The sequence below is a fragment of the Enterocloster clostridioformis genome (assembly GCF_020297485.1).
In the GTDB taxonomy this organism is placed as follows: Bacteria; Bacillota; Clostridia; order Lachnospirales; family Lachnospiraceae; genus Enterocloster; species Enterocloster clostridioformis.
Window position 1 is genome coordinate 3,789,596 of record NZ_JAIWZC010000001.1, and the last position, 16,238, is coordinate 3,805,833.

Here is a 16,238-nt window from a genome sequence, read left to right on the forward strand (position 1 = left end):
GAAAGAACGTGATTGAGAAGATAGAACCCTGGATTAAGGGGAAGCGCATACTGCTTCTGGGCTATGGCAGGGAAGGGCAGTCCACATGGAATGTCCTCAGGCGGCTGGGAACATATGAGGTCCTGGATATAGCGGATTTAAAGGCTCCGGCTGCCGTGCCGGAGGACGGTACGGTGTGGCATACCGGCCCGGATTACCAGAAGTGTATGGATGACTATGATGTTGTATTTAAAAGTCCCGGAATTGTCCTGGAACGGCCCGAAAAAGAATACAAGTGCAGTATATTGTCCCAGACAGAGGTGTTTTTCCAGTGCTTTCGGGATCAGATTATCGGAATCACGGGAACCAAGGGCAAGAGTACGGTCACGACCCTCCTGTATCACCTGCTTAAGCAGGCGGGCATGGATGCCCTTCTGGTGGGGAATATAGGCATACCGGCCCTGGACCACATGGAGGAAGTGAAGCCGGACACAAGGATTGTGTTTGAGCTTTCCTGCCATCAGCTGGAATATATGACGGTCTCGCCCCATATAGGAATTCTGGTGAACATCCACGAGGAACATCTGGACCATTACGGAACCATGGAAAAGTATGTGGAGGCAAAACACCACATTTTTAAGAACCAGCGCCCGGACGATATCCTGATCTGCAACGTGCAGTGCCTGCCGGAGGAGGGAACCTGCCCCTCCGGGCTGATAAGGGCGGGCATGGACGGCAGCGGCAAAGAGCTGGATGTGGTTCAGGAACAGGACGGCACCTGGATTCATTTCCGGGGAAGGAAATTCTGCATACCCACGGATGAGATTAAGCTGCTGGGACAGCATAATTATTTTGACATCGGCGTGGCCTATGGGGTGTGCAGCATACTGGGAATCGATGACCGGGTTTTTGCCCGGGGGCTTAAGACGTATGAACCCCTTCCCCACCGGCTTCAGTATATTGGGGAACGGGAGGGCGTGAAATATTATGACGACTCCATCTCCACGATTTGCGATACCACCATTCAGGCCCTTAAGACGCTGAAGGATACGGATACAGTACTCATAGGCGGCATGGACAGGGGAATCGACTACAGGGAACTGATTGAGTATCTGTCGGAATGTCCGGTGCCGCATATTATCCTGATGGAGGCCACGGGCAAGAGGATATACCAGGAAATACATAAATATTATCCAGAATTTAAGAACAGGGCCAGGCTTATACTGGCGGAGCATCTGGAGGACGGGGTCAAGCGGGCGCGTCAGATAACGAGGCCCGGTACAAGCTGCGTGCTGTCTCCGGCCGCTGCCAGCTATGGCATCTTCCGGAATTTTGAGGAACGGGGAGAAACATTTTCGCGTCTTGTATTTAAAAAGTAAATCTGGATAAGAATGTAAATGAAACAAAAAAATCACAACCTTTTAAGAATTTTATAAGGATTTAGGGGGTTGTGTGAACACTTAAAATACTGTACAATCAGTAAGAAGCTTTTGAAGCAGAAAGTGAAAGGGAGAAACGTGGGAGCTTACGAGACGCTGAATGAAGTTTTGGTTAGCCTGTTCCGCGATGTCAATGATATAGAGCAGAAGGCAATTATCATCTCGGAATTTAGTGATATTACCAATAACGATATGCATGTCATAGACGCCATCGGCATAGACAGGCCAAAGAACATGTCATCCATTGCCCGGGAACTGTCGGTCACGGTGGGAACATTGACTATATCCGTGAACAGCCTGGTGAAAAAGGGCTATGTAGTCCGTAACCGCAGCAGTGAGGACCGCAGGGTCGTATTCATATCCCTTTCAGAAAAAGGAGTTAAGGCTTATTATCATCATAAGAAGTTCCACGAACAGATGATAGACAGCGTGGTAAAAGAACTGACAGAGGAGGAGCTGGAGGCCCTGGTAAAGGCGCTGACAAAGCTCAATACCTGGTTCAGAAGCTTTTAAGAGGATTATTTAAGGAGGCTTTACAATTATGAAAAAATGGTTGATTGGTGTCATGACCGTCCTGATGGCAGTATCCCTGGCAGCCTGTACACCTACCACTGAAAAACAGAAAAAAGAAACCACCGCTGCTACAGCAGCTAAATCCCAGGAGGATATGGTGCCGCCAAGCACAGGCGGAGCCAGCGATAAAGTTCCGGACCCCAACGTTATGCCGGTAGCTGTGATTTCCGTATATCACGGCGGCGAGGGAAGTCTGGTGCAGGATATGGACTCCCTTGATACGGAAGGGCTGGACGCACAGCTTCTGGTAGACAAGCTGATTGAATACGGCGTGCTGACTGACGGTACGAAGGTCCTCAGTTTTGACGTTGAGGGCAAGGATGAGAACGCGGTCGGAACCCTGGACTTAAGTCAGGCTGAGAGCGCAGAGGGATGTTCCGACAAGATGTTCCTCACTGAGATTGGCAATACCTTCACGGAGAACTTTGAGCTGTCCAAGCTTAAGCTTAAGGTGAACGGCGCCAATTATGAAGGCGATGACATTAAACAGGGAGATAGTGACTATCTCACCTATAATGCGGACTATGAGTCTGTTGAATAAATAAGTGAAAGAGGCGGCTGCCCGTAAGTGGAGACTCCACTTGAGGGCAGCCGTCTCTGATCTTCTGTCCTTATAAGGCATTTACAGCTCCAGGCGGTAAATACGGCTGGGACGTCCCTTCATCAGGGACTTTTTTCACCTACAATCTGGGCAAAGCCATTCTGCTGAAGGGCGTTGAGAAAACGGTTGGTGTGTTGGCCGCCGTGATCTGTAAGGTGCAGTCAAACTCCTGGGTCGTGATCTCCCTGGCTCCAATCAGTTCCAGGGCAGACCGTGAAATGTTCGGTAATCCGTTCAAGCACCTGCTGTGTGGTATGGATTTCAAATCCCTGCAATGTTTTCTTTAACAGGATACCGGTGGTATTCTCCCGGCTAAAGTCCAGGAGAAACTTCTTCTATATCCAGGCTGCCGCCGCATTGGTGATGATTGTCTCATCTGTATCCAGCAGTTCATCCAGAGTCATGTTCTGCAATATAGAGGCATACATTTTTTCGTGCTGGATTTCTTTCTCCAGATACCGGTTGGCGGACTTGAAATACATATTGGGAATGCAGAAGGAGTAGTCGAACATGACGCGGGTCAGGTCCGTATCACGGTTCTCATTGCTCAGCGTCAGCAGCTCCCGGCAGGTTTCCGTGGATTTTTGGGAAATGGTAAATATCTGCTTCTGCCGGCATTACCTCCAGCATGCCCACCCTTCTTACCAGCAGGATATTCGGAAACAGGGATTACAGCCTTATCTATGGAATGGCGGTTTCCGTGAACCGGTTTGGCGGCGTGGCGGGAACACTGCTGGTATCCCTGATCTATGACATTACGAAAAACTACAGTATTATCTGGCCTGTCTGTGCGGTATCCATGGCATTTACATTGGTGGCAGCCCTGGGATGCATAAAGCTGTCACGGAATAAGATGGCTCAGGAGATGGGGCGGGAGCAGCCGTCTTAAGCTTTGTTGATATGTGATGTGAAGTTAAAAAAGCCATGCCTCTTTCCGGTTGGGGATAGGGGCATGGCTTTTTTTAATATAAGATTTCCCATGATAAAATATCATTATTAAGTATGCCGGTAATAAGCAGGCCGGTAATAAGCAGCACTGATATTAGAATTTAGCCATGGCTGCTTCATCTGCAACAACGATCACATCGTTGTGGAGCTGGAGTACAGATGCAGGAACATGAGGAGTTACAGGGCCGCTGAGCACATCATGGAGGATCTGAGCCTTGTCAGAGCCGCTGACAACCAGAAGAATTTTTTTAGCCTTCATAATGGTTCCGATACCCATGGTATAAGCCTGCTTCGGAACCTCGTCAATGGAAGCAAAGAAACGCTTATTGGCCTCGATGGTGCTCTGGGTCAGATTCACACAGTGAGTGGTCTTGGCAAACTCTTCGTCCGGCTCGTTAAAACCGATATGGCCATTATGTCCCAGACCCAGAAGCTGCAGGTCAATACCGCCCAGGCTCTTAATCACGTCCTCATAGCGGGAGCATTCCTTATCGCTGTCAGACTGGGTGCCGTCGGGAACATTGGTACAATCCATGTTGATGTTAATGTGCTTGAAAAGATTGTTATACATGAAGTAGTAGTAGCTCTGGTCATTATCCCTGGTAAGACCTCTGTATTCATCCAGGTTCACGCTCTTTACACTGGAGAAATCCAAATCGCCTTTGTTGTACCATTCAATCAGCTGCTTGTAAGTGCCGATTGGGGTGGAACCGGTTGCCAGACCAAGAACACAGTCAGGCTTCATCAGTACCTGGGAAGCGATGATGCTGGCTGCCTTGCGGCTTAATTCTTCGTAATCTTTTGCTTTGTAGATTTTCATAATAATTGCCACCTTTCCATACATTATTAGTAGTTGCGGTGCCCCGGATTTCCAGAGGGTCACTGCTTTGGAAAAAATTTTTATTAATCTTTAAATACAGGATAACATTTTCCTAACATACTTTCAAGGGGTAAATGCATAAAATATTTATAAAAGCAGATAGGCCGTGTTCAGGGCAGCTGCAGATTATGGGTGCGAGGAGTGAAAGTATGACCAATTATCGGAGATTGATATCTTATATCTACGCCTATGAAGGTGAGGTAAAGGGAAAGAATATCGGGTTTGCCAAGCTGGAATCCCGGAATGGGCAATGCAAACTCAGCGTAAATGTAAAGAAGGTTTACGTTGGAAGCAGCGACCTGGGGGTTTATCTGCTGGCTTCGGGAAAGGAGATTTTCCTGGGCAGTATATTTATCCGCAGCGGATGCGGTGAGTTCCGCGCCGTGGTAAATGTGGAAAATGCCGCTGATTCCGGCTGCAGCATGGACCAGTGCTACGGTCTGACCATACACGAACAGGGGGATACATGGCGGGCATATACAACCATCTGGGAGGATGCGGTGGCCCATGCAGCGGAAGTGGAGCTGGCGGATGTGACCTCCAGTAAGCTGGGAGATGCAGAGGCGCAGATACATAGAAAAATGGAAGAACTGAATCAGGAGCTGCGGTCCGGGGAAAAGGCAGCGGAAGGCGGGGACGGTCCTGTGCTCAGCAGTTCTCCGGCAGAGGTCCGTCAGATGCGCGTTGCGGGAAAACAGAACGGTACACAGGAATCCTCTTTAAAACGTGCCGCGGAGACTGTGGAGGCCGTACAGGAGGCAGAGGTATCGGCCGGAATGTCAGAGGAAGTATTCCAGGCGGAGGATGAGGCCAACCAGACAGCAGAATCCAGTCAAAGGACAGAAGTATTGGAACAGGCAGCGGAAAAAACAGTCGGGGCAGAAGAAATTGTATCGGAGTCAGTAGAGGCAGAGCCGGCCGAAATGTCCGAAAATCAGAATGAGCAGGGCGGCAGCGTCCAGCAAAACAATCAGGAGTCAGAGGAAGCTGTAAAGCAGATGGAGACTTTTGGTACCCCGGATGCCGGAGGCGATTTGGCGCTGGAACCGGAGCTGTTGCCTGATGCAGAAGACAGTATGGAGCTGGAGCCGGAATCCCTGCCGGATGAAATGCCGGATGGAATACAGGAGGCACAGGAATCAGGAGACATCCCGGATTCCCGATTAGAGTGCCAATCGGAGAAGGAGGCAGAGCCGGAGAAAACAGTGGTTTTACGAAATAGAGGTCCGGCGGGAATCATGCCAATAGAAGATGTGGAACAGACGAATGGCATGATGACGCCAAATGCGGGTAGAGAGCAGGAATCAGACCGTGGGGCCTGGAAAGACAAATGGAATTTTGGGGAGCGGCAAAAGCCTCAGCACAGCTGTGATGAAAAGAATGTGACATCTATAAGAGAACAGCTTTTTCAGGAAAATGAAAGAATGCCCCGTGAGCCTCAGACCGTCCAAGACCCGCTGAATATGGGAGCGCCCAGGCAGGAAGAAATGGTTCCTGATACCCGTATTCCTCTGCAGCCTGATAGTATGCCGGAAAACAGGACGGTTCCCAGACCAAACATAATGACCAGGCCCGGGATGCCACGCAGGCATATGCCTGCGGGAACAGTGCATACGGGTTCTTCCGGAGGCCAGTTGGAGAAGGAACGGCTGATGGAACAGTATCCGGTGAATCAGCAGCCATCACAGGGAATGGGACCAATGAATCAGCAGCCAATGCGGAGCCGTCAGTCTATGCCGGGGCAGCAGCCAATGCCGGGTCAGCAGCCAATGCCGGGTCAGCAGCCAATGCCGGGTCAGCATCCAATGCCGGGGCAGCAGCCAACGTCGAATCAACAGTCAAGGGCACCCCGCCAGCTGATGCCGAGCAGTCAGATAATGCCGTCACGTCAACAAACGCCGGGGCAGAGTTCGATGAGCCAGCAGCCGGTACCAAATCGGCAGCCAATGCAAACCCGTCAGCCAGTACCAAACCAGCAGCCGATGCCAAACCAGCAGCCGATGCCAAACCAGCAGCCGATGTCAAACCAGCAGCCGATGTCAAACCAACAGCCCGCACCAAATCAACGGCCACAGAACCAGCAGCCCATGCCATCCCGGCGCCCGGTAAACCAACAGGTATACCAGGGCAGGAAGCCCTTCATGCGGCCGGCCGGGCCGGAGACCGGTGACAGCGGCGAAACAGTTGGGCAGGCTGAGGAAAGAGTGCCCGTTGTTGATGCAGGCGAGGAAACCATGATACTGGGAAATTTCCAGGAGTTAGAACGGCTGGAGCAGGAAGAACAGCAATCTGATTTCCCGGGCAGGCTGTGGGATGGCTTGCGCAAGCGGTATCCCAAGATACAGGCATTTGACAGCGCCAATGGGTGTGAGATTCTGACAATTAAGCCTCAGGATATCGGACTGCTGCCACGGGAGAACTGGAATTATGGCAATAACAGCTTTCTGCTGCACGGATACTATAATTACCGTTATCTGATATTAGCCCGTATCGGAGATGAGACAAAGGGGCGGACCCGATACATACTTGGGGTCCCCGGCAATTATTACAGCAATGAAAAATACATGGCATCCATGTTCGGCTTTCCACATTTCGTGCTGGCAAGAAAACAGCCGTCACAGGACGGCCGCTTTGGATACTGGTATACGGATGTGCGGTTAGAAAACCAGGATTAAATAATTCGTCCCTTTCGGTACGGTCTGACTTTGCCGGAAGGGGCGAAACATGGATGCAATTAACTTAAATGCCATACAAAATTTATCACATAACCCTTATTCGGGTTAGTAATCAATTCCCCGCAGGGAAACCTGCCCCACATAGGGGCGTACCAAATCAGCAAACGCCGTCATTTCATCCTTTGTAAAATCTGAATAGACTCCGGGGACAAGTACTTCTCCGGATTCCGTGAAACACTGCAGGTAGTATTCAGGACAACCCTTAATCCACGGTCCAATCTGCCTGAAATCATCCGATGTGTGAAGACCGCGGACAACGGTGGTCCGAAATTCGTAGGGAACGCTGCCTGACAGCAGAAATTCGATACTCTCATCTATCCGTTCCATGGAAAGACCGGATACCCCGGCTGCCTCTTCATAGTGGTTCCGTCCGGCTTTAATGTCCATTGCAACGCAATCCAAAAGCTCTTTGGCACACAAATCTTTCAGTATTCCGGGCATGTAGCCATTGGTATCCAGCTTCACAGCCAGTCCCAGGCTTCGCACCTTCCGTATGAACTCCTCCAGGTCCGGCTGTAGGGTAGGCTCACCTCCTGTGATGCAGACTCCTTCCAGTACCCGCTTGCGTTTTTCCAGGAACGCCAGGATATCCTCCTGGGTTTCATATTCTTCTGCGTCTGAGCCCAGAAGTCCGCTGTTATGGCAGAAGGGACACCGGAAATTACACCCTCCTGTAAATATAGTTGCGGCCACCCTGCCCGGAAAGTCCAGCAGCGTAGTCTTTTGCAGTCCGCATATTTTCATAGCCTCTTAACCTGTCCCTTTTCAATTTTTGATTTATTCTTTATAATAAAAAAGTATAACACACATGAAGCCTTAAAAAAAGAGGAATCAAATCATGGCAAAAGGGCCAATTGATATAGGAGAGGAAAATATGGCATTAAATCAGGAAGATATGGCATCGAACCAGGAACCCACAGAACCAAACCGCCAACCCCGCGACAGAAAGGCAGCAGAAACAGAAGCAGCCCGTCTAAAGGGGCAGGAAACACGGCGCAGGAATTATGAAAAGAGAATGGAGAAGCGGCGTCTTGCGGCCCTTGCGGCAGAGGAGCAGCGTTTGAAGCAGAGAAAGCGGGATGAAGGGTTTATGAGGGAGGCGCTTCGCCAGGCTAAAAAGGCGGCCGCCATCGGGGACGTGCCCATCGGATGCGTGATTGTCTGCGGGGACAGGATCATAGCCAGGGGATATAACCGGCGTAACGCGGATAAGAGTGTGCTGTCCCATGCTGAAATTATTTCCATTAAAAAGGCATGCAAAAAGATGGGAGACTGGCGTTTGGAGGATTGCACCATGTATGTGACACTGGAACCATGCCCCATGTGTGCCGGAGCGATTGTGCAGGCGCGTATACCCAGGATTGCGGTGGGATGCATGAATCCCAAGGCCGGCTGCGCGGGGTCCGTACTGGATATGCTCCATGTGCCGGGATTTAATCATCAGGCAGAGGTGGCGGAGGGGGTGCTGGAACAGGAATGTTCAAAGCTGATGTCGGATTTCTTCCAGAACCTGCGTGAACGCAAAAAATAATTTTCTTATTGTAACGGTGCAGGACGGCATATCTTCTTGAACGAAAAATCCGGTTAAGAAGCACCGTCCTGAACGATTACCGTTTATTCTGTGATTTTTTTCATTGCCTGACTTGCTGCGATGAGGATTGGATCATAAACAGGAGCTGCGGGAGGGGCGTAAACTAAGTCTAATTCATTTATCTCTTCTACAGTCATGCCACAAGTAATTGCAGTTGCGAGTACATTAATTCTTCCTGGGATACTTTCACTTCCAATGCCCTGAGCACCCAGAAGGAGGCCGGTTTTTTTATCCACTATCAGGCAGATGTGATTGTCGCGGCCGCCAGGATAATAGGAAGCGCGGTCTGCTTTCGTGATGCTGACCGATATCGCGTCAAATCCCTCTCTGACTGCTTGCTCTTGTGATAGGCCAGTTGCGGCAATAAAAAGCTCAAACACTTTTGTCACCATGGAACCCAATACTCCCTTAAAGGTGTCATGTCCGCCGGCCACGTTACCACCCGCAATACGTCCTTGCTTGTTAGCGGTTGTACCTAGAGGAACGTAAGCTGGTTTTCCTGTAATCCTGTTTTTCATCTGTACGCAGTCTCCACAGGCCCAGATATCCTTGTGGCTTGTGCGCATCTCATCATCCACAATAATTCCTCCATTCAGGCCCAGTGCAAGTCCGGCTTTCTCGGCCAGAGCACTGGCCGGTTTTACGCCAGCCGATACAAGGATTATGTCTGATGGTTCGTTCTCTCCATAGGCTGTCCGAATACCTTTGGCTTCTCCGTTTTCACAAAGGATTTCAGATATCTGTGTGCCCGTGTGTACTTTTATGCCGCGCTTCATAAGAGTATCCTCCAGCGCTTTAGAAAATGCGTTGTCTAAAAATGGAAGGAGTCGTGGGAATTGCTCATATAAGGATACAGAAAGCCCGGCTTTGCTCAGCTCCTCGGCGGTCTCAAGTCCGATAGCTCCGCCGCCGATGATACAGACTCTCCCATTTTCCTTTGCTGCAGCTTTTAGACGGATGCCATCTTCCATGTTTCTCAGATAGTATACTCCATTTGAGTGAATTCCGGGAATAGGCGGTACTACTGGTATTGCTCCAGTGGCAATCACCAGTTTATCATAAGGATGTATACTGACTCTGTCTGTATCTAAATTTTTTACAGAAACCTCCTTTTTTTCCGGGTCAATGAGAATCACCTCATGGTGTATCCAGGCGGATATATTCCGCTTGCTTTTTAACGATTCTGCGTTAATTGCCACCAACTCATTGATATCATGAATGATTCCCCCTACAAAATAGGGAAGACCGCATGCTCCATAACTGACAAATCCGGATTTTTCAAAGACTTGGATCTCCATGTCAGGTTTCTCTTTACGTGCTCGGGATGCCGCGCTTAGGCCAGCAGCAGTACCTCCTATAACAATCAATTTCTCTGCCATGTTGAACCTCCGGTTTTCAATTCTTTACTCCATATTTGTCAATGACACCCATCTCACCCATCAAATTTTCAAGCTCTTTCAGTTTGTTACCGGCATAATCCTGATAAGGCTTTCTCAGGTGTCCTCCCGGAAGGCCAAGAATATTTAAAGCAGCTTTAATGACAACTGGATTAGAGAAAGTGTACAGTTCCTGAAGAAGAGGAAACCATTTAAAATAATTCTCTCTGCATTCCTCAATAATTTTCATATCCGTCCAGGGGCGGGAATACAATGCCGCTTCCTCTGGAATGATATTACCGCCAATATTTGCTGTTCCGGTTCCGCCTACAGCTAGGGTTGGAAGTACAATAGAATATTTCGGGAAATCACAGCACATAATCTTAACTTTACCTTGACAGAGACGCTGTACCTGAACCAGTTGTTCTACATTTGGAAGAGCTTCCTTGTCGACTACAAAATTCGGATGTGCATCGGATAGTTTTTTAATTGTTTCCGGCATAACCTGAACTCCAAGCCTGGAGGGATTGTTATAGATACCACATGGTATGCTTACAGAACTCATACAAGTATCCATATGAATAAAAGTGGCTGTCTGGTTAATCAAAACGTATGGTGGAACTGTAAAAATGACCCCGTCAGCTCCCTCCTTTTCACAATATTGGGCGAAATCTGTGCTTGCCTGTGTGGTCATAGATGCTGCACTGAAAAACACAGGAATTCTTCCGTTTACAATTTTAATCACTTCATGTACGATGGCTTTTTTCTCTTCCAATGTAAGCAGGGTCACCTCCCCTGCCGAACCAAGAATGAAAATTTGTGAAGTCCCATACTTTATTTGACGGTCAATCAGGGTTTCAAAACCATTAAAATCAATTTTATTATTCTCTGTAAATGGGGTAGGCATTGCTACCCATGAACCGTGTAATTGGATCATTGTTTATCTCCTTTTTCATTATTCAAAATCGACCCCAAAGAAATCTAAAGCAATACCAGCAAGTGTAAGTATACCTGTGGTGAGAGCTTTTCGGTCACAGTAAAAGTGAGGGCTATGGAGCCCCCCATAAGGCCCCCCTTCACTTCGTGAACCAAATCTAACGAAAACACCAGGTGCCTTCTGCATTACAAACGCAAAATCTTCGGCTCCCATACTGGGATGTTCCAGCTCGATTACATTTTCATGACCAAGAAGTTTGCTGCCGCAGCGCTTTACCCGATCAACCCATTGGCTGTCATTAATTAGCGGAGGAGGGCCCAGTTTGATGCTCACTTCTGCATCACCCCGTCCAGCTGCAGCCACACCTTTACAAATTTCGGGAATTCTTTTTAATATATGCTCCCGGACTCTTGAATCCAGAGCGCGGATAGTGCCCTTTAATACAACGGAGTCGGGGATAATATTAAATGCGTTTCCGCCCTGGATGGAGCAGAGGGAGACAACGCCAGATTGGTCTGCCGCAAGCTCACGGGATACCAGCATCTGCAGTGCCTGTACAATTTGGGAAGCTAACAGGATGGGATCGATAACTGTGTCCGGATGGGCGCCATGCCCGCCTTTTCCTTTTACTGTAATAGTAAGCTCGTCTGAGCTTCCCAGAATTGCGCCATAGCGCACTCCAATTTTGCCAGCACATAAGTCAGGTGTTACATGCAAGGCAGCCACGCCGTCAATGGTATGGAAGTCAATTTTGGGGCTTTCAGCAAACAGTTTTCCACCTTGTAACGTTTCCTCTGACGGTTGAAAAAAGAATAGAATGGATCCGGCAATCTGGTTTCTGTAATGCTCAAGAACTCTCACTGCTCCCAATAAGATGGACGTGTGTACATCATGTCCACAGGCATGCATTATGCCGTCTGTCCTGCTTCTCAGTTTATGGTTCTCATCTTCTTTTATAGGGAGGGCATCCATGTCTCCTCGAAGTGCGATGCAGTGAGCAATGCCCGGTTTCGTTCCCTTTATTTCCACCAGAAGTCCGGTTTCGCCGATATGCTCAATTCTGTCAACATGAGTTTTTGCTCGCAATTCTTTTTCTATGAGAGCGCTTGTATTGTATTCTTTAAGTCCGAGCTCAGGATTTTCGTGGATTTGTTCGCGGATTGTATTAATTTCAGGTTCAAGTGAAGCGACTAATTCATGTATTGTCATGTTATCCTCCTTCTTGCTACATTGGTATCTTAAGTATCTAAAGTCCGGTCCAACCTATGCTCTGAAGAAACATTAGTGTAAAAAACGCCAGAATTATCTGAACAAGAATAAGAGGCATTGCCTTCTTTAAGTATTTCCCATAAGAAATACCTGCAAAACCTAGACCTCCCATCAAAGTACCGATGGTAGGAATGACACAGTTTGTAAATCCATCTCCGAACTGGAATGCCTGTACAGCAACCTGTCTTGTAATGCCCGTCAAATCTGCAATTGGAACCATAATTGGCATAACTGCTGCTGCCTGACCGGAACCGGAAGAAATGAAAAAATTAATAAGAGCATTAGCAAGGAACATGAATCCTGCCCCTAAGACAGCACCCATGTGGCTGATTGGTTTTGCCAGCCAGTATACAATTGTATCCAGAATCATGCCATTACTCATTAGTACAGTCAGGCAATTTGCAAAGCCCACGATGAATGCAGCGCTTACTGTACTTGCGCAGCCTTTAATGAAACGGTCAAAACCTACATTTATATCCTTGCAGCTTACACATCCTATTAAGAGACAAACGACCAGAAATGTTGCGGATATTTTGTCAGCGCCCCATTTAAAATTCAATGCGCCGATTACTACCGCAGCCAGACCTGTCGCCATACACAGCATAGACAGTACCTGAACTTTTGTTACGGGGGAATCACCTAATTCACCGTCCTGATATCCCATGATATCATTTACTTTCAAGCCTTGCTCATAGTTCAGGCTTCTGAAAGGGTCCTTTTTTATCTGATGGAGATAAAAGATAACGAACGCATAACTTAATGTAAAGTTTACGATATGGAAAATCACTCTGGCACTGAAACCGGAAAACAGTGGTACCTCTGCTATTGACTGCGCCACCCCCAATACTCCCGCATTAGCCCAGCCGACATTAAAACCGGCAAACTGTCCGAAGAAAATCATAAAGAATCCAAGAGTCTTATCAAATCCCATTGCCTGTGACAGGAAGATCCCAATGGGAATTAAAACAAGGGTTGCATTTCCGAATACACCAGTGGCTCCGCCCAGGGACATGAAAAACATAACACAGAAAATAGCTATTTCTTCTCTGCCCTTTACAGCTTTTGCCAATTTCATAAAAATTGTGTCAATTGCTTTTGTTTCTGTAATCATGTAAACTGCTGCGCCTACAAACAAAATCATGTATATCAGGCTGGACTGATTTTTAAAACCTGTTACCAATGCCTGAAAAATTTCCCAAGGTCCCTGAGGATTCGGACTAATCACATGGTAAGTGCCAGCCACAACCTTTGTTACATTATCTTCTGTCACACGTTCATAATTTCCAGCAGGGACAATCCATGTCAAAATGGCTGATACAATTGCTAATAAAAACAAGATTGTGTATACGTTAGGGAACCATGACTTTTTATTGCGTTCTTTCATACCGTTTCCTCCTATTAACTAATTTTTGAAATTATTAATCCTACCCACCTTTCTGTCAAATAATTATTAAGATAAGTCTAGCATATTTTTAGTAATGTTACTGCTTCCTAATTTACAATGAAAAAACATATAAAATACATCTTTTTGTACATTAATTTAAAAACAGTTTAAACAAAAAAGACTCATGATAAAGTCCATGAGTCCTTGGATATATAATTTAATATAATTTTACATTTACTATACAAAATATTTATAAAAGTTCGACAGTTTCTGCTATTCCATCACCTTATTGTATGCAGCAGCATTAATCTGCGTATTGCGATTTAAAATCCGGATAAAATCCTCATTACATAATTCCTTTATGGTTTTGCTTATTGTGATTCTGGAACTACCGATAATTGCGCTCAATTCCTGTTGCGTATAATGAACCTTTAGATTATACCACTTGTTTTCCAATAGATAGGACGTATCAGCTGTGGAACAGAATAAGCGTTTTAAGCGATCCTTACAGGAATTAAAAGCCAAGCTCTCAATTTCATGGCGCATAATTAACATTTTTTTTGAGTAACTCTCAAGAATGGCTTCGCGGAAAACCTTATTTGTATCAAGCAGTATCTCATAATCCTGATAGGGAATGATGCGAACACGAGTTTCCACTTCTGCCTGAGAAAATAATCCTGTTGATTCCCGAAGTGACAACGGTGTTTCGCCATAAAACCACCCATCAGAAAGAGTATATAGAATCTTTTCAGTTCCGTCTGTCCCTATCATGTAGTGGCGTGTTCTGCCTGTGATTATATAATATACCCCCTGAAGCTTTTGACCTGGTGTCAGAAAAATCTTCCTTGCAGGATATACACATGTTTCCCCATGACATTCAATGAGTCGTTCTAATACCGCATTTCTTTTATTTGGCAGAGTAAAACTAGAATTATCTAACTGCATCTCCACTCACTCCAAGTATAATAATGGCATATCCTTTATTGAAGCTATAATTAATATTTTTTTGTTTAACTAATTGCTGTAGATTATAGCACAAGCTTCATTCACCTGTAAAGGGGGTTCTTTTTTGAGTCATTGCGCACAAAAGGGCCAATTGATATAGGAGAGGAAAATATGGCATCAAATCAGGAAGATATGGCATCGAACCAGGAACCCACAGAACCAAACCGCCAACCCCGCGACAGAAAGGCAGCAGAAACAGAAGCAGCCCGTCTAAAGGGGCAGGAAACACGGCGCAGGAATTATGAAAAGAGAATGGAGAAGCAGCGTCTTGCGGCCCTTGCGGCAGAGGAGCAGCGTTTGAAGCAGAGAAAGCGGGATGAAGGGTTTATGAGGGAGGCGCTTCGCCAGGCTAAAAAGGCGGCCGCCATCGGGGACGTGCCCATCGGATGCGTGATTGTCTGCGGGGACAGGAACCATGCCCCATGTGTGCCGGAGCGATTGTGCAGGCGCGTATACTCAGGATTGCGGTGGGATGCATGAATCCCAAGGCCGGCTGCGCGGGGTCCGTACTGGATATGCTCCATGTGCCGGGATTTAATCATCAGGCAGAGGTGGCGGAGGGGGTGCTGGAACAGGAATGTTCAAAGCTGATGTCGTATTTCTTCCAGAACCTGCGTGAACGCAAAAAGAAGTAGCGGATTGTGCAATGTGTATATATAATGCGGATATAATATAACAATACAATCCATTATTGACAATAAGCCCCATATATGATAAGGTTAATCTAATGAGCTTGAACAAAAACATCATGAGAGTGAGCAGAATGAACAGTAAAATACAGCGTACATCTCTTCAATCAGAGATAATCCGATATATACAGAATTATATCCAGGAAAATGGTTTAAAACCAGGTGACCGCCTCCCCTCACAGGAAAAACTGATAGAGATGATGGGGGTCAGCAGGACGTCCCTCAGGGAAGCCATGAAGACGCTGGAAGCCAGGAACGTACTGGAAGCAAAGAACGGCAAGGGCATCTATGTGGGAAGTCAGGAGGTCAATAACCTTTTGAGGCTGATTGATTTTGCCAGGGAGAAGGAACTTCTCCTGGACACCCTGGAGGTACGCAAGATATTAGAGCGTGAGATACTCCGCATGGTGATCCACTCCGTTACCCAGGAGGAGTTAGAAGAACTGGGAGCTATAACCAGGGTGCTGATGGCAAAATTCCGCCGGGGAGAGCAGCAGACCGCAGAGGATAAGAAGTTCCACTATACCATCTACCGCCTGTCCCATAACCAGGTTATGTATCAGCTGATTCTGTCCATCAGCGGCGTTATGGATAAGTTCTGGGAATTTCCCTTGAACATGGAGGACCCGTTTTTGGAAAGCCTTCCTCTTCACGAGGAGCTTTATAATGCCATCTGCGAAAAGAATGTCAAAAAAGCACAGACGATCAATGAAAGGCTTTTGGATGCTGTGTACAGAGATATCCGTAATCAACGCTAGTATTTTATAATTATACCCTAACCTATATTATAGCATATAGCATATAGGATTGTATATTATTTACAATTAACCAG

Annotated in this window: 16 protein-coding genes and 1 pseudogene; 8 read left to right on the forward strand and 9 right to left on the reverse strand. The window is 47.1% G+C overall.

Annotation, left to right across the window (positions count from 1 at the left end):
* Positions 1-8: 8 nt before the first annotated feature.
* The 3 genes from murD to LA360_RS19080 all read left to right on the forward strand — a co-directional run bounded on the left by murD (position 9) and on the right by LA360_RS19080 (position 2,532).
* A complete protein-coding gene (murD, locus tag LA360_RS19070; RefSeq protein WP_022202144.1) occupies positions 9-1,358 on the forward strand; it encodes a UDP-N-acetylmuramoyl-L-alanine--D-glutamate ligase in 1,350 nt (449 codons plus the stop codon).
* A 123-nt stretch (positions 1,359-1,481) separates the two neighbouring features.
* The gene (locus LA360_RS19075; protein ID WP_330364527.1) at positions 1,482-1,931 is read left to right on the forward strand and encodes a MarR family winged helix-turn-helix transcriptional regulator; all 450 of its coding nucleotides are present in this window, start codon (positions 1,482-1,484) and stop codon (positions 1,929-1,931) included.
* 28 nt (positions 1,932-1,959) lie between these two features.
* On the forward strand, positions 1,960-2,532 hold the full coding sequence (locus tag LA360_RS19080; RefSeq protein WP_057572341.1) for a GerMN domain-containing protein: 573 nt from the start codon (positions 1,960-1,962) through the stop codon (positions 2,530-2,532).
* Positions 2,533-2,671: 139 nt separating this feature from the next.
* Here the strand turns inward: LA360_RS19080 and LA360_RS19085 are convergent, their stop codons facing one another.
* Together LA360_RS19085 and LA360_RS19090 are read right to left on the reverse strand one after the other, a co-directional pair.
* Complete coding sequence (locus LA360_RS19085) at positions 2,672-2,830, reverse strand: hypothetical protein (protein ID WP_160116307.1); 159 nt, start codon at positions 2,828-2,830, stop codon at positions 2,672-2,674.
* A gap of 97 nt (positions 2,831-2,927) precedes the next feature.
* Complete coding sequence (locus tag LA360_RS19090; RefSeq protein ID WP_022202142.1) at positions 2,928-3,104, reverse strand: hypothetical protein; 177 nt, start codon at positions 3,102-3,104, stop codon at positions 2,928-2,930.
* 116 nt (positions 3,105-3,220) lie between these two features.
* Here LA360_RS19090 and LA360_RS19095 point away from each other — a divergent pair, with 116 nt between their 5' ends.
* Positions 3,221-3,481: a hypothetical protein gene (locus tag LA360_RS19095; RefSeq protein ID WP_057572342.1), complete on the forward strand. Its 261-nt coding sequence runs from the start codon at positions 3,221-3,223 to the stop codon at positions 3,479-3,481.
* Positions 3,482-3,634: 153 nt separating this feature from the next.
* On the opposite strand, the gene nagB is transcribed toward LA360_RS19095, so the two are convergent.
* Complete coding sequence (nagB, locus tag LA360_RS19100) at positions 3,635-4,360, reverse strand: glucosamine-6-phosphate deaminase (protein WP_022202140.1); 726 nt, start codon at positions 4,358-4,360, stop codon at positions 3,635-3,637.
* Positions 4,361-4,569: 209 nt separating this feature from the next.
* On the opposite strand from nagB, the gene LA360_RS19105 reads away from it, so the two are divergent.
* Positions 4,570-7,095: a DUF6128 domain-containing protein gene (locus LA360_RS19105; protein WP_057572343.1), complete on the forward strand. Its 2,526-nt coding sequence runs from the start codon at positions 4,570-4,572 to the stop codon at positions 7,093-7,095.
* 105 nt (positions 7,096-7,200) lie between these two features.
* On the opposite strand, the gene LA360_RS19110 is transcribed toward LA360_RS19105, so the two are convergent.
* A complete protein-coding gene (locus LA360_RS19110) occupies positions 7,201-7,899 on the reverse strand; it encodes an anaerobic ribonucleoside-triphosphate reductase activating protein (RefSeq protein WP_022202139.1) in 699 nt (232 codons plus the stop codon).
* 94 nt (positions 7,900-7,993) lie between these two features.
* Here LA360_RS19110 and tadA point away from each other — a divergent pair, with 94 nt between their 5' ends.
* On the forward strand, positions 7,994-8,686 hold the full coding sequence (gene tadA / locus LA360_RS19115; RefSeq protein ID WP_089776417.1) for a tRNA adenosine(34) deaminase TadA: 693 nt from the start codon (positions 7,994-7,996) through the stop codon (positions 8,684-8,686).
* 83 nt (positions 8,687-8,769) lie between these two features.
* Here tadA and LA360_RS19120 read toward each other — a convergent pair whose 3' ends face one another.
* The 5 genes from LA360_RS19120 to LA360_RS19140 form a co-directional block, all read right to left on the reverse strand.
* Positions 8,770-10,125 carry an FAD-dependent oxidoreductase gene (locus tag LA360_RS19120; RefSeq protein WP_022200256.1) on the reverse strand — a complete coding sequence of 452 codons (1,356 nt, stop codon included), beginning with the start codon at positions 10,123-10,125 and terminating at the stop codon, positions 8,770-8,772.
* A 16-nt stretch (positions 10,126-10,141) separates the two neighbouring features.
* On the reverse strand, positions 10,142-11,059 hold the full coding sequence (locus LA360_RS19125; RefSeq protein ID WP_022200257.1) for a dihydrodipicolinate synthase family protein: 918 nt from the start codon (positions 11,057-11,059) through the stop codon (positions 10,142-10,144).
* An 18-nt stretch (positions 11,060-11,077) separates the two neighbouring features.
* A complete protein-coding gene (locus tag LA360_RS19130) occupies positions 11,078-12,268 on the reverse strand; it encodes a M20 metallopeptidase family protein (protein ID WP_022200258.1) in 1,191 nt (396 codons plus the stop codon).
* A 37-nt stretch (positions 12,269-12,305) separates the two neighbouring features.
* Positions 12,306-13,712 (reverse strand): YfcC family protein, encoded by a 1,407-nt coding sequence (locus tag LA360_RS19135; RefSeq protein WP_022200259.1) that lies wholly within the window; start codon positions 13,710-13,712, stop codon positions 12,306-12,308.
* Between the two features lie 273 nt (positions 13,713-13,985).
* On the reverse strand, positions 13,986-14,657 hold the full coding sequence (locus LA360_RS19140) for a Crp/Fnr family transcriptional regulator (protein WP_022200260.1): 672 nt from the start codon (positions 14,655-14,657) through the stop codon (positions 13,986-13,988).
* Positions 14,658-14,828: 171 nt separating this feature from the next.
* Here LA360_RS19140 and LA360_RS31485 point away from each other — a divergent pair.
* Both LA360_RS31485 and LA360_RS19150 read left to right on the forward strand, forming a co-directional pair.
* Positions 14,829-15,352 (forward strand): annotated as a pseudogene (locus LA360_RS31485) (nucleoside deaminase).
* A gap of 128 nt (positions 15,353-15,480) precedes the next feature.
* Positions 15,481-16,164, forward strand: a complete 684-nt coding sequence (locus LA360_RS19150) for a FadR/GntR family transcriptional regulator (RefSeq protein ID WP_174713905.1) — start codon at positions 15,481-15,483, stop codon at positions 16,162-16,164.
* Positions 16,165-16,238 lie beyond the last annotated feature (74 nt).

Excerpts from the sequence above, each read along its gene's own strand:
- LA360_RS19150 (WP_174713905.1), top strand. The coding sequence starts at position 15,481 with ATGAACAGTAAAATACAGCGTACATCTCTTCAATCAGAGATAATCCGA.
- LA360_RS19095 (WP_057572342.1), top strand. The coding sequence starts at position 3,221 with ATGCCCACCCTTCTTACCAGCAGGATATTCGGAAACAGGGATTACAGC.
- LA360_RS19130 (WP_022200258.1), bottom strand. The coding sequence starts at position 12,268 with ATGACAATACATGAATTAGTCGCTTCACTTGAACCTGAAATTAATACA.
- LA360_RS19105 (WP_057572343.1), top strand. The coding sequence starts at position 4,570 with ATGACCAATTATCGGAGATTGATATCTTATATCTACGCCTATGAAGGT.
- LA360_RS19120 (WP_022200256.1), bottom strand. The coding sequence starts at position 10,125 with ATGGCAGAGAAATTGATTGTTATAGGAGGTACTGCTGCTGGCCTAAGC.
- LA360_RS19135 (WP_022200259.1), bottom strand. The coding sequence starts at position 13,712 with ATGAAAGAACGCAATAAAAAGTCATGGTTCCCTAACGTATACACAATC.
- LA360_RS19140 (WP_022200260.1), bottom strand. The coding sequence starts at position 14,657 with ATGCAGTTAGATAATTCTAGTTTTACTCTGCCAAATAAAAGAAATGCG.
- LA360_RS19125 (WP_022200257.1), bottom strand. The coding sequence starts at position 11,059 with ATGATCCAATTACACGGTTCATGGGTAGCAATGCCTACCCCATTTACA.
- tadA (WP_089776417.1), top strand. The coding sequence starts at position 7,994 with ATGGCAAAAGGGCCAATTGATATAGGAGAGGAAAATATGGCATTAAAT.
- LA360_RS19110 (WP_022202139.1), bottom strand. The coding sequence starts at position 7,899 with ATGAAAATATGCGGACTGCAAAAGACTACGCTGCTGGACTTTCCGGGC.
- LA360_RS19080 (WP_057572341.1), top strand. The coding sequence starts at position 1,960 with ATGAAAAAATGGTTGATTGGTGTCATGACCGTCCTGATGGCAGTATCC.
- LA360_RS19090 (WP_022202142.1), bottom strand. The coding sequence starts at position 3,104 with ATGTTCGACTACTCCTTCTGCATTCCCAATATGTATTTCAAGTCCGCC.
- nagB (WP_022202140.1), bottom strand. The coding sequence starts at position 4,360 with ATGAAAATCTACAAAGCAAAAGATTACGAAGAATTAAGCCGCAAGGCA.